This is a genomic window from Pseudomonas syringae pv. tagetis (assembly GCF_022557255.1).
Taxonomy (GTDB): domain Bacteria; phylum Pseudomonadota; class Gammaproteobacteria; order Pseudomonadales; family Pseudomonadaceae; genus Aquipseudomonas; species Aquipseudomonas caricapapayae.
The window spans coordinates 5,237,964-5,249,179 of record NZ_CP092923.1 but is presented as its reverse complement, the minus strand read 5'-3'; the positions used below and the strand labels follow the sequence as shown (position 1 = coordinate 5,249,179).

15 protein-coding genes are annotated in these 11,216 nt (G+C 59.4%); 12 read left to right on the top strand and 3 right to left on the bottom strand.

The window, feature by feature from the left end; translation table 11 throughout:
• Positions 1-43 precede the first annotated feature (43 nt).
• From MME58_RS23545 to MME58_RS23535, 3 genes are all read right to left on the bottom strand, one after another.
• Entirely contained in the window at positions 44-286 is a 243-nt protein-coding gene (locus MME58_RS23545) for a pyocin activator PrtN family protein (protein ID WP_054987058.1), read from the bottom strand.
• 119 nt (positions 287-405) lie between these two features.
• A complete protein-coding gene (locus tag MME58_RS23540) occupies positions 406-654 on the bottom strand; it encodes a DUF1654 domain-containing protein (protein ID WP_054987059.1) in 249 nt (82 codons plus the stop codon).
• A gap of 151 nt (positions 655-805) precedes the next feature.
• Positions 806-1,417 (bottom strand): LexA family protein, encoded by a 612-nt coding sequence (locus tag MME58_RS23535; protein ID WP_055006378.1) that lies wholly within the window; start codon positions 1,415-1,417, stop codon positions 806-808.
• Positions 1,418-1,606: 189 nt separating this feature from the next.
• Here MME58_RS23535 and MME58_RS23530 point away from each other — a divergent pair, with 189 nt between their 5' ends.
• The 12 genes from MME58_RS23530 to MME58_RS23475 all read left to right on the top strand — a co-directional run bounded on the left by MME58_RS23530 (position 1,607) and on the right by MME58_RS23475 (position 11,215).
• Positions 1,607-2,050, top strand: coding sequence for a hypothetical protein (locus MME58_RS23530; RefSeq protein ID WP_055006377.1), 444 nt, complete (start codon positions 1,607-1,609; stop codon positions 2,048-2,050).
• A 271-nt stretch (positions 2,051-2,321) separates the two neighbouring features.
• Entirely contained in the window at positions 2,322-2,507 is a 186-nt protein-coding gene (locus MME58_RS23525; RefSeq protein WP_082427507.1) for a Com family DNA-binding transcriptional regulator, read from the top strand.
• A gap of 10 nt (positions 2,508-2,517) precedes the next feature.
• Positions 2,518-3,690 (top strand): cellulase family glycosylhydrolase, encoded by a 1,173-nt coding sequence (locus MME58_RS23520; protein WP_054987062.1) that lies wholly within the window; start codon positions 2,518-2,520, stop codon positions 3,688-3,690.
• A 122-nt stretch (positions 3,691-3,812) separates the two neighbouring features.
• Positions 3,813-4,202 carry a DUF3450 domain-containing protein gene (locus MME58_RS23515; protein WP_054987063.1) on the top strand — a complete coding sequence of 130 codons (390 nt, stop codon included), beginning with the start codon at positions 3,813-3,815 and terminating at the stop codon, positions 4,200-4,202.
• Positions 4,183-4,521 (top strand): hypothetical protein, encoded by a 339-nt coding sequence (locus MME58_RS23510; protein WP_054987064.1) that lies wholly within the window; start codon positions 4,183-4,185, stop codon positions 4,519-4,521. Before MME58_RS23515 ends, MME58_RS23510 begins: the two co-directional genes overlap by 20 nt.
• A 45-nt stretch (positions 4,522-4,566) precedes the next feature.
• Positions 4,567-5,157 (top strand): phage tail terminator protein, encoded by a 591-nt coding sequence (locus MME58_RS23505; protein WP_055006376.1) that lies wholly within the window; start codon positions 4,567-4,569, stop codon positions 5,155-5,157.
• The gene (locus tag MME58_RS23500) at positions 5,154-5,342 is read left to right on the top strand and encodes a DUF2635 domain-containing protein (protein ID WP_054987066.1); all 189 of its coding nucleotides are present in this window, start codon (positions 5,154-5,156) and stop codon (positions 5,340-5,342) included. Before MME58_RS23505 ends, MME58_RS23500 begins: the two co-directional genes overlap by 4 nt.
• Before the next feature lie 18 nt (positions 5,343-5,360).
• Positions 5,361-6,857: a phage tail sheath subtilisin-like domain-containing protein gene (locus MME58_RS23495; RefSeq protein WP_055006375.1), complete on the top strand. Its 1,497-nt coding sequence runs from the start codon at positions 5,361-5,363 to the stop codon at positions 6,855-6,857.
• A gap of 60 nt (positions 6,858-6,917) precedes the next feature.
• On the top strand, positions 6,918-7,265 hold the full coding sequence (locus tag MME58_RS23490) for a phage tail tube protein (RefSeq protein ID WP_055006374.1): 348 nt from the start codon (positions 6,918-6,920) through the stop codon (positions 7,263-7,265).
• Positions 7,262-7,558: a phage tail assembly protein gene (locus MME58_RS23485; RefSeq protein ID WP_054987069.1), complete on the top strand. Its 297-nt coding sequence runs from the start codon at positions 7,262-7,264 to the stop codon at positions 7,556-7,558. The genes MME58_RS23490 and MME58_RS23485 overlap by 4 nt, the downstream gene beginning before the upstream one ends.
• Before the next feature lie 130 nt (positions 7,559-7,688).
• On the top strand, positions 7,689-9,833 hold the full coding sequence (locus tag MME58_RS23480) for a phage tail tape measure protein (RefSeq protein ID WP_055006373.1): 2,145 nt from the start codon (positions 7,689-7,691) through the stop codon (positions 9,831-9,833).
• On the top strand, positions 9,830-11,215 hold the full coding sequence (locus MME58_RS23475) for a DNA circularization protein (protein ID WP_055006372.1): 1,386 nt from the start codon (positions 9,830-9,832) through the stop codon (positions 11,213-11,215). The genes MME58_RS23480 and MME58_RS23475 overlap by 4 nt, the downstream gene beginning before the upstream one ends.
• The last annotated feature ends 1 nt before the right edge of the window (position 11,216 follow it).

The following is an 11,216-nucleotide window of genomic DNA, read 5'->3' as shown; positions in this document are numbered from 1 at the left end:
AGTTTGATGAACGTTATCGATCGGCGGCGGTGCTTTTTTGACCTCAGGCGGCCCTGTTGGTCACGATGGCACTCAGGTAATCGGCCAGATCGTGCAGATAGACGAAAGGGTGGCCCTGGCGGCTGCCGCCTGTACGGCTGACCTTCAAGTCGATGCGCCCTGCGTTGATCTTGCGCAGCAGGTTTCTGTCGTTCGACAGGTGCGAAAAATAACGCTCTCTGACGGCACTCAGTGAAGGGCACGGCGTGGCGAATTCTTTGCGAAGTTGATCCAGTATTTCGTTCATTCCATGACTCCCTGTGGTTTGCATGTGAAGCCCTCAAGAAGGGCACAGGCAAACAATACGATATGTAGCGATCCTTTACAATACAGTTTGTATTTTAAATACATTCTGTATTATTTCGTTTACAGGGAGTCGATGTACCAGGACACATGGGCGGTGCCGTTTTCAGAGTTGCGGGTCACAGTAATTCCCTCGGCTTCGCTGATCTGGTCAATGAGGCGCTCCCAATGCGCAACTGATTCGCCAGGTTCTCTGATCAAAAGGACCTGATGCTCGATCTGTGCCTTGTCGCTGGCAATGGCGTCCTGAATCCGCTGTGCCAGGGCCAGGTAAGCGTCGTGTTGCGGGGTGTCGAGGGGCTGATCGAGCATGAGTGGATTCCTTTTTACTGTATGTGCATACAGTAATTGAGGGGTGTATCCCACGCAAGCTACAAATGTTTCCTACGTGGACATCAGCCGATGCCGAACAAGGCGTACAAAAAAGCCCCGGCTAGCGGGGCTTGAGCGGATCATGCGGGTTTCAGAGGCGCATGGTCATCTGCCTGATGACACCAATAAGCTTGCACTCTTCTGTGACCGGAAGGATTGGATAGGCCGGGTTTAACGGTTTGAGAAAATAACGTCCGGCGTCTTCGACCAGCTTTTTGAACGTGGCTTCGTTGCTTTCAGGCAGCTTGGCGATGACCAGCTTGCCGGCCGTTGGCTCGATTCCGGTGTCGACAAGGATCAGCATGCCCTCGGGAATGCTCTGGCCTGCGGGGGCGGTCATCGAGTCGCCGCGCACCACCAGCCAGAAAGCACGGCCCTTGGCTTTGTAATCGCTGATCTCGAAGGTGTCGGAAAAGCCTGCGGGGTAGGGCTCGACCGCTTCGCTCCAGCCACCGGCTTCAACCCAGCTGATGACCGGATAGCGATAAAAACGCGAAGGCTGCACCGTAGGTGCCACGTTATGCAGGCCGGGCTCGCTCGACGGGATCGAGGTTGCGAGGATCGGCAGGCCCAGCTCGCTTAGCAATCGATTGATGACCTCGATCTTCGGCTCACGCTTGCCATTCAGCCAATGCCCCACGGCACCGGGCGTTACGCCCATTCGCTCAGCCATTTCTTCCTGGCTGATGTCCTGAGTTTCCATGACCTGTCTTGCGACTTCATACCATTTTCTGTTCATGCGCGAATCATACAGGCTGTAGGGTGTTGATCAATATACAGAATGTAATGCTTTATTGTGCTTAAAAAATACAAAATGTATTGTTCGGTCTTGGTTCTGTGCAGCGAAAGACGCTGTGCAGTGATTTTAGAAAGGTCCTAAAGGAGAGACACGATGATCGAGAAAGTAGAAGCCGTGATGCAGCATTGGGGCGAACAGCGCAAGCGCATTGGCCTGGGCGGCGGATTGAGCAGCCCGATGGCCGGGATCATGGAATGGGGCGCGTACATTCCGCGTCGCACACCCGGCTCGCGCGCGCTGGTGGGTAATGGCAGCGGTCTGGACTATATAAGCAGCGAAGTGGAGGCGGCTATTGCGCAGCTGTCGCGCAGCCCGGCAAAGAGTCGTTGGCCTGAACTGGCCCAGCTGGCGACATTGCGTTATGTCGAGTCGTTGCCGGTGCGCGAGCAGATGCGCCTGGTGGGCATCAATGAAGGCGCAGACCGCACCTACCGCAACTGGATCAACAGGCTTCACCAACAAGTGCTGGCGATTCTCGCTGAGCGCAGCGCTTCCAGAAGCAACAACGCCGTCGTCAACAAGGCCGCACAGGGGTGAATGAAAGCACTGTTTCACGCCGTTTATCCGGGTCGATTGCACAGCTGTGGCCGAACCCGTGTTGAACTCCGGTCAAACTCGACCCACCCCGAAACTGCCCCTTCCCAGGCTTTCCGGAGGGGGGTAAAAAGGCACCACGATATGCGATTTGCGCCTCAGGGCAGCAGCCGGAAACAGGCTGATCAGTAGCAACAAACGGCCACTCGCAACGCACCCAGAACCCGCTTCGGCGGGTTTTTTCGTTGGGCCAGGCACACGGAGGCCAGTGCACATGTTGAAAGACTTTCGATGCGGGCAATGCAAGAAGCTCTTGGCCCGCATGGGTGAATACACAGAACTCCAGATCAAATGTTCCCGCTGCGGGACGTTGAATCATGTAAAGGCCGCGAGCCATGAGTTATCGCCGTTGAGCGAAAGAGGTACAGCAACGTCGTTGCTGCCTCGCGGTGCTAACTAGAGGTGTCATCATGTCCAATAACAGTTCTGCGGTCAGCCAGCTCAAGAATATTCCGCTGGTAGGTATCAACCTGGGTTCGGTGGCTAACGCCGGACAGATCGTGCCGGGCGAGGCAGGGACGCATTACCAGTGGCCCACTCGTGGAACCATCACTACCTGGGTCAAGAATCGGGGCGTGCGCCTGATCCGTTTCCCGTTCGAACTTCAGCGCGCCATTCAACTGTCGACTCTGGACGGTTTGCCGGGTCAAGGCGCGAACCTGAATACCGACTTCGTGAAGCGCTGGAAGGAAATGCTTGGCTGGATTCGTGATGACTCCAATGGCGAGGCCAGAATCATTCCTGATCCGCACCATTACATGCGGTTGCATCGCTACGAAACAGATGCAAACGGGAAGCTGACCGGACGCATTCTTCCTGCCGCAGAGGCCGGTAATCAGAACGGCTGGAAGGCAACCGAGTCGGTACTGATCAAGGACGGGAACGGTGTCAACGGTACGTTCTGGAGCGCGGTTCACCTGGCCAACTTTCACCAGAAGCTGGTGACTGACTGTGACGATCCAATGGTGCTGGGCTGGGGGCTGGGCAACGAGCCGTATTCCAATACTACTGCGGGTGCCAAAGATTACATTACCTTGCCTGATCTTGAAGCGCTGTACATCGGCACGATGAATACCGTACTGCAGGCGTTGCGTAACAGCTCGAAAAAGCCGGTGTTCATTTGTGGGCTGGAGTTTGCAAGCGCCAGAAACTGGGCCACCGTCTCTGCCAACCTTCAATCGAAGATTGTCGATCCGGCCAATGCGATTGTCTGGGAAGCGCACGCTTACGGCGATTACGACAAAAGCTCCAGCGGTGCCTACGCCAATAACAACGATTTGATCTCGCCGACCGTTCTGCGCGATGAAATCGTCGGTCCGTTTCTGACCTATGCCAAGACCAACAAGATGGCCGCATTTATCGGCGAAACAGGAATTCCGCCAACGGCTGCCGGCCGCACCGCGCTGAAAAACCTGCTCGATAAAGCGAAGGCAGAAAAGGTACCAGTGACACTGTGGGTCACGGGACCTGGCACCGATGGCGAAAAGATGAGCCTGGAGGCCAGCAATCAGGCGGAGACCGTCGCACTGGTCACACCGTACTTTGCCGAGCGCATTGCCCTGTGGGGCTATGCACAGGCATGACGGTGAAAGTCATTCCGTTCTGATCCCACAATGGAGCCCCGTATCAAGGGGCTCTTTCCAGTTTGTTCAGGCCCTCGTTTTTCGCGGGCCTTGCGAGTCCACCACGATATTCCGGAGTACCAATGGACCCAACCGACCTAGGCCCAGGCACAGCTACCTGGCTGGGCGGAACGGGCACCATTCTGCTTGGCGGCTTTTTGTGGCTGCGCAAGTTTCTTTCCAGAGATGCAACAGACCGGGCGATGGACAACGCGGACATCGGCACGGTGCGCCGCCTCAATGAGCTGCTCGACTCTGAACGCGAGGCACGCAAGGAGGCAGAAGCGCGCGCTGATCAGTTTGCCAGGGAGCGCAACGAGCTTGCCGCAGCGGTTGGCCGGATGGAGGGCAAGATCGAAGCCCTCACCAGCCATATCGTCCAGCTCACCGACAAGGTCACCACGCAAAGCGCCGAAATCGCCCGGCTGCGATCACAACTCGGAGGTGCAAACGATGCACAGATGCGCAATTGATTTCATTGCTCGCCATTGGTGGCGGCGCCTGGAGGTCTGGCTGATTTCCGTGCTGCTGATCGCTGGCTGCCTGATGCTCGGTTTTCAGGCCGGGCAGTGGTCGGCCAATGCCGAGCATACGCAGCAGCTGGCCGAGGTTCGCAATGCCTATGACGCAGCACTGGGCAAACGCGACCGACGCCTGGACAGGCTGGCCGAAACCACCACTCAGGCGGCAGACAGGGTCGAGAGTGCTGCATCGATTGCCAATCAGGCCGCCCACACGGCCAGTCGCGCTGCAGACAAGGCGGATGAGGCGCTGGGCAAGGCGAACCAGTAGGCATTCCTCACGCCGGATCAACCTTCAACACACGCGGAACCCCTTATGAAGATAACTCCGATAGTTGCCCATTTGCAGGCGACCTGCCCGAGCTTTGCCGGGCGAATCAGTGCCGGTATCGACTGGGCTGCGGTCGCCCTCGGCGATCAGCTCGCGCACCCGTCGGCTTACGTGATTGCCACTGGCGATCAGTCCACACCCAACGATTTGCAGAACGTCATTCGCCAGAACATCACCGACACGATCGATGTCGTGGTGGTGCTCGATGGCGGTGACAAGCGCGGGCAGGAAGCCAGTGAGCAACTGCATGCCCTGCGCGCCGAACTGTGGCGTGCACTGGTGGGCTGGAGCCCGGATCGCGATTACGACGCGATGCAGTACACCGGTGGCGCGCTGGTGCAGATCAGCGGCGACCGGGTGACGTATCGATTCGGTTTTGCTGCGCAGTTCCAACTGGGCCGCAACACCTCCGACCAACCTGCCGAGACCTCGCACGAAGCGTATCTGGATGGTTTGCCCGGGTTTACCGGCGCCACCCTCGAGATGGACTGCGTTGACCCCGCAGATCCGAACCTGAAACCCACCGGCCCTGATGGCCGTATCGAAGCGAAGTTCACAGCAGAGGTAACCCCATGACTCAACGCATCACTGTAGTACCGGCCGAGGGCCGCACTGTGCCGGATCCGGAGGCGGGCGATTTGCTGCCCGTCGAAGGGCGGCAGGTGACATTCAACGCCTGGTGGCAGCGTCGTCAGAACGACGGCGACATCACCATTCAAACCGAGCAATCCCCTACCACCTATCAAGCCTTCACGGCCTAACCAAGAGGAAGCCAAACAATGGCTATCAGCTTTAACAACATTCCATCCGATGTCCGCGTGCCGCTGTTTTATGCGGAGATGGACAACTCGGCCGCCAACAGTGCGTCGGCCAGCATGCGTCGCCTGATCGTTGCGCAGGTCAACGACGACGCGTCCGGACCGGAGCTCGGTTCCCTGGTGCTGGTGCCGAGCGTGGCGCTGGCAAAAAACATCGGCGGTCAGGGCTCCATGCTCGCCTCCATGTATGAAACCTGGCGCAAGGCGGACCCGACCGGCGAGGTCTGGTGCCTGCCGCTGCTCAATACCGACGGTGCCAAGGCCAGCGCGAAAGTCACACTCACCGGGGCAGCGACCGAAGCCGGTCTGCTGAACCTGTATGTCGGCGGCATGCGAGTGCAGGCCACTGTGGTTAATGGTGCAACCGCTGCCCAGGCGGCCACGGCATTGTCGGTGAAAATCAATGCCACGCCTGACTTGCCGATCACTGCGGCTGTCGAAGCAGGTGTGCTGACCCTTTCCAGCAAATGGAGCGGGGCAAGCGGCAATGACATCCAGCTGGAATTCAACCGCCTGGGTAAAACCAATGGCGAAGTCATTCCTGCCGGTTTGACCGCAGCAGTGACGGCCATGACTGGTGGCGTGGGTACGCCTGATCAGCTCAAGGCACTGGCTGCGCTGGGCGACGAACCGTTCGAATTCATCTGCATGCCGTGGACCGACACCGCCACGCTGGATGCCTGGAAAGCGGCGATGGACGACAGCACCGGTCGCTGGAGCTGGGCCCGTCAGTTGTACGGCCACGTTTACAGCGCCAAGCGCGGCACGGTCGGTACGCTGGTGGCTGCAGGTCAACTGCGCAACGATCAGCACATCACCCTTCAGGGTGTCGAAAACGGTGTTCCGCAACCGGTCTGGCTGCAAGCCGCTGCACTGGCTGCGCGCACGGCGGTGTTCATTTCTGCCGACGCCAGCCGTCCGACCCAGAGCGGCACCATGCCTGGCATCGATCCGGCTCCGGCCAGTCAGCGTTTCACGCTGACCGAGCGTGAGTCGCTGCTGCGTTACGGCATCGCCACGGCTTACTACGAAGGCGGTTACGTGCGCATTCAGCGCTCGATCACTACCTATCAGAAGAACGCCTACGGCCAAGCCGACAACTCGTACCTGGACAGCGAAACCATGCACCAGTCGGCGTTCATCATCCGTCGTCTGCAAGGCATTATCACCAGCAAGTACGGTCGCCACAAGCTGGCCAACGATGGCACGCGCTTCGGTGCCGGCCAGCCGATCATCACGCCGAGCACCATTCGCGGCGAGCTGATTGCACAGTACGCACGTCTTGAAGAAGAGGGTCATGTAGAGAACGCCGAAACGTTCGCCCAGCACCTGATCGTCGAGCGTGATGGCAACGACCCAAGCCGCGTGAACGTGATGTTCCCGCCTGATTACATCAACGGCCTGCGCGTGTTCGCGCTGCTCAACCAGTTCCGCTTGCAGTACGACGAAGCGGCATAAGCCTCACCAACCCTTTCAAGCCCGCCTCGTGCGGGTTTTTTCATTCTGGAGATAAACAACATGGGTCAGAAAGTTGCGGGTACCTGCTACATCAAAGTGGATGGCACCCAATTGACCATCAGCGGCGGCGGCGAAGCCCCTCTGATGGATGTAAAGCGCGAGACGGTCGTGCCCGGCTATTACAAGGAAACCGACAAGACCGCCTGGCTGAAATTCACCGCCGTGCATACCGCGGATCTGCCGCTCAAGCTGCTCACCACCGGTGTGGACATGACCATCACCTGTGAATTCAAGAACGGCAAGACTTACGTCCTGTCAGGCGCTTACCTGGTCGACGAGCCAAGCAGCAAGGCTGACGACGGCACCATCGAGCTGAAATTCGATGGCAATCAGGGGAGCTGGCAATGAGTGAAGTCATCGACCTGGCCAGCCCTATCGAAGCGCACGGCGAAAGCGTTTCGCAACTGACATTCCGGCGTCCTACGGCGCAGGAAGCGCGCGCCATCAAGGCCCTGCCGTACAGGATCGACAAGAACGAGGAGGTTTCTCTCGATCTGGACGTAGCGGCGAAGTACATCGCTGTCTGCGCCGGTATCCCGCCCTCGTCTGTCAATCAGCTGGATCTGTGCGACATCAACACGTTGAGCTGGAAGGTCGCGAGTTTTTTCATGGCAGCGGCATCAGCAACCTTGAAGGACTGATCGCCGTCGTTTACGACCTCGCGTACTTCTGGAAGACCGATCCCGAACTGATGATGTCCAGGGAGCTGGACGTCATCACCGAATCGATCTTGCAGGCGCAACGCATCAACCAGATCCTGCAGGGGGAGTGATGGCAGACACTATCAGAACGCTGATCACCGGCGTCGACCAGCTGTCTCCAACGCTGGCAACTATCCGCAACAACGTCAAAGGCCTCGAGACCAGTCTGGGGGCCATAGAACTTGGCAAGGCAATCACGGACAACGCTTTGGCGGGGCCTTTGATTGCCGGGGTAAAGGCAGCGATCGGTTTCGAGACCAGCATGGCCGGCGTGAAACGCTCGGTAAGCTTTGAAACACCGCAGCAGTTCCAGCAGATGGGGTCCGACATTCTGGACCTCAGTGAACGGCTGCCGGAAAGCGCCAACGGCATCGCGGCGATTGTCGCCGCCGGTGCCAAGGCCAATGTACCGCGTGAAGAGCTGACCGGGTTTGCCAGCGATGCCGTGAAAATGGGCATCGCCTTCGATCAGACGGCGGCCGAGTCGGGCGACATGATGGCCTCGTGGCGCTCATCGTTTCAGCTGACTCAGCCGCAGGTTGCGGCGTTGTCCGAGAAGATCAACGTGCTCGGCGGCAACAACCTGGAAAAGAAAATCGCCACCATGGTCACTGCAATGGGCCCGCTCGGGCCGGTTGCGGGGATGGCCTCCGGGCAACTGGCGGCAATGGGCGCCACCCTGGCCAGCGTCGATGTGCCGGCCGATGTGGCCGCCAGCGGCATGAAGCGATTCATGCAGTCGCTGACCGAAGGTGGCGCGGCGAAAGCCGGAGCGTTCGAGGCGTTGCAGCTCGACGTCAATCAGCTGACCCAGGGCATGCAGAGCGACCCGTCCGGGACCATTGAAAAAGTCCTGACGGCGGTCTCCAGTGTTGACCCCGGCAAGCAGTCGGATGTCATCACGCAATTGTTCGGCGCGGAATCGCTGGGTGCTATCACGCCGCTGCTGGCCAACCTGGATGTGCTCAGGTCCAACCTGGCCAAGGTCGGCGAGGGCGTACAGAACAGCGGTTCCATCCAGAAGGAGTTCGCGGATAACTCCCAGACCACGGCGACTGCTATCAAAGAGATGACCAACCGTGTCGATCGTCTGGGCATCAATATCGGCAGTATGTTTCTGCCGGCGATGAACGAAGCAATGGCCGTGATCGGGCCGATGATTTCTCAGGTCGCCGCACTGGCGGCCGAACACCCGGGCGTGATCAAGGGTGTGGTGGCCGCTGCGATTGCGTTCGGTGTATTGCAAATTGCGGTAATGACCACGACGACCGCCATGAGCTTGCTTAGTGCGGTGATGGGCCTGTCACCGCTGGGCCTGATCGTGCGCGGCCTGGCGCTGGCGGCAGGTCTTCTGATCGCCAACTGGTCGACCGTCGCGCCTTATTTTCAAGCTGTCTGGGAATCGATTCGTGGGCCGGCCATGGCGCTGTGGGACGTACTCAAGGCGGTATTCGCCTGGACGCCGCTCGGCATGATCGCAGCCAACTGGCAGCCGTTGTCCGAATTCTTTGTCGCGCTGTGGGACGTGCTCAAAGCGCTGGCGACGCCGTTTTTCGATTTTCTGCAGACGCTGTTTGCGTGGTCGCCGCTGGGCATGGTCGTGGCCAACTGGCAGCCGCTGTCCGAGTACCTGGCCGGGCTATGGGAGACCATCAAGACCGAAGCTCAGCCATTTACCGAGGTCCTTGCCACGCTGTTCAGTTTTTCTCCACTGGGCATGGTCATCGAAAAGTGGCAGCCGATCAAAACCTGGTTCGCGGACCTGTGGGCGGACATCAAGCCGTTCATTGAACCGATCATGAGCTGGTTCGGCGGCGACAGTAACAAGTCCTTGTTGCAGCAGGCGACGGAGAAGGCCAATCAGTTCGCTGAGGAGCAGCGGGGGCGCAACGCCGGGCCGGGTGGCGGAACCGGGGCGTTTCTGGCGGCGGATGCGGTCATGGCCAGCCGCTCGCAACAGCAGCAGCCCAACCTGTCGACCGGGGTGCCACCGACCAGCCAGCTGCTCGGCGCACCTAACCTGCCGCCCCCCGGCAGCCTGTTGCTGCAACAGGGCGCTGCGGGCAGCGGCTCGCGACTTGAGGGCGAGCTCAACATTCGCTTTGAAAACGCGCCGCCGGGCATGCGCGCCGGGCAAATGCAGACCAACCAGCCGGGTTTGACGATTTCGCCAAACGTCGGTTATCGAACCCTCGGCGCAGGAGCCGGATCATGAGTACATGGCGTGACAGTCTGCTGCCAGCGTCTTTCCGGGGCGTCGGTTTTTTCATTGAAAAAGCCGTCGTCCCGGTGGGGCGCAAGGGGCAGTTGCATGAGTTTCCACAGCGCGACGAGCCTTATTTCGAGTCGCTGGGCAAGCAGTCGAACGTTCACACGCTGACAGCGTTCGTGGTCGGTCGCGACTGTTTCGAGCAGCGAGACAAATTGCTGCGGGCACTGGAGCAGGAAGGGGCTGGCGAGCTGGTGCATCCCTGGCTGGGCCGTATACAGGTTCAGGTTGGCGAATGCAGCGTCACGCACAACCTGAACGAAGGTGGACTCGTCCGGCTGGAGCTGAAGTTCTATCCGGCCAACCCGCTCAAGTTTCCCGTGTCGACGCTCAACACCCGGCGGCAGTTATTAGGCGCGTCCGAGAGCCTGCTGGACTCGGCGCTCAGGCGCTACCGCTCGGTAATGGCTACGGTGGACGCCGTGCGTATCAACATTCAGGCGCTACGCAGCGCCCTGTCTGGCGTATTCGCGACCATCCAGCGGCAGTTTGCGCCGTTTGTAACAATCTACTCGGATGTCACTGCGCTGGTGCATTCGCTGGTCAACGCGCCATTGACGGTCAGTACGCTGTTTACCACGTTCTTTGCCAGTTTCGATGGCGACAGCCAAAGAACCAGAAGAGCGAGCGGCACCGGCAGTTCCGGCAGCTCGGTCGCCGACGGTTCAGCAAGCGGTTCCGCGAGCGGCAATAGCGGCGGCACGTCCAACAGCATTGCATCAAGGTCCAGCGGCAACGGTGGGGCGTCTTCTGTTGAAACGGTGGATTACCGGTCAGTCATTTCCGAGACCACACAACAGGCAGAGGCGGTGTCCGGTATCAATCTGGTCAGCCAGGGCAGCGGTCGTGATACCAGTGTGACGGCTCAGGCCACTGCCAACCTGGTTCAGGATGCGCTGTTGGTCAAGGTGGCGAGAATCGTCGCGGGCATGCCGGTTGCGACGACGGTCACGCCGCTCAACGTGGTGCCCTCGCTTGATCAGCAGGTGACGCAAGCGCTGCAACGTGTGGATGTGCCGGTTGCCGATGACGTGATCGAACTGCGCGACACGCTGAGTTCGGCCATCTGGGAAGCGTCGTTGAAAGCCGACCCCGAACACTACCTGGCGCTGAACACTTTGCGTCAGGCCCTGGTCCGGCATCTCAATGCAGTGGCTGCGTCTGGCGTACGTCTGGTGGACATGAACGTGTCCGAACCGCTGCCTGCGCTGGTGCTGGCCTATCGCCGATTCGGCGACGCCAGCCGGGCGCTGGAAATTGTGCAGCGCAACCGCCTTGCGCATCCAGGTTTCGTGCCGCCCGGTACGCTGAAGATCGCTCGGGAGTAAC

What these genes read in the sequence shown, in the direction of transcription:
- MME58_RS23545 (WP_054987058.1), bottom strand. Translation starts at nt 286, where the DNA reads ATGAACGAAATACTGGATCAACTTCGCAAAGAATTCGCCACGCCGTGC.
- MME58_RS23540 (WP_054987059.1), bottom strand. Translation starts at nt 654, where the DNA reads ATGCTCGATCAGCCCCTCGACACCCCGCAACACGACGCTTACCTGGCC.
- MME58_RS23535 (WP_055006378.1), bottom strand. Translation starts at nt 1,417, where the DNA reads ATGGAAACTCAGGACATCAGCCAGGAAGAAATGGCTGAGCGAATGGGC.
- MME58_RS23530 (WP_055006377.1), top strand. Translation starts at nt 1,607, where the DNA reads ATGATCGAGAAAGTAGAAGCCGTGATGCAGCATTGGGGCGAACAGCGC.
- MME58_RS23525 (WP_082427507.1), top strand. Translation starts at nt 2,322, where the DNA reads ATGTTGAAAGACTTTCGATGCGGGCAATGCAAGAAGCTCTTGGCCCGC.
- MME58_RS23520 (WP_054987062.1), top strand. Translation starts at nt 2,518, where the DNA reads ATGTCCAATAACAGTTCTGCGGTCAGCCAGCTCAAGAATATTCCGCTG.
- MME58_RS23515 (WP_054987063.1), top strand. Translation starts at nt 3,813, where the DNA reads ATGGACCCAACCGACCTAGGCCCAGGCACAGCTACCTGGCTGGGCGGA.
- MME58_RS23510 (WP_054987064.1), top strand. Translation starts at nt 4,183, where the DNA reads ATGCACAGATGCGCAATTGATTTCATTGCTCGCCATTGGTGGCGGCGC.
- MME58_RS23505 (WP_055006376.1), top strand. Translation starts at nt 4,567, where the DNA reads ATGAAGATAACTCCGATAGTTGCCCATTTGCAGGCGACCTGCCCGAGC.
- MME58_RS23500 (WP_054987066.1), top strand. Translation starts at nt 5,154, where the DNA reads ATGACTCAACGCATCACTGTAGTACCGGCCGAGGGCCGCACTGTGCCG.
- MME58_RS23495 (WP_055006375.1), top strand. Translation starts at nt 5,361, where the DNA reads ATGGCTATCAGCTTTAACAACATTCCATCCGATGTCCGCGTGCCGCTG.
- MME58_RS23490 (WP_055006374.1), top strand. Translation starts at nt 6,918, where the DNA reads ATGGGTCAGAAAGTTGCGGGTACCTGCTACATCAAAGTGGATGGCACC.
- MME58_RS23485 (WP_054987069.1), top strand. Translation starts at nt 7,262, where the DNA reads ATGAGTGAAGTCATCGACCTGGCCAGCCCTATCGAAGCGCACGGCGAA.
- MME58_RS23480 (WP_055006373.1), top strand. Translation starts at nt 7,689, where the DNA reads ATGGCAGACACTATCAGAACGCTGATCACCGGCGTCGACCAGCTGTCT.
- MME58_RS23475 (WP_055006372.1), top strand. Translation starts at nt 9,830, where the DNA reads ATGAGTACATGGCGTGACAGTCTGCTGCCAGCGTCTTTCCGGGGCGTC.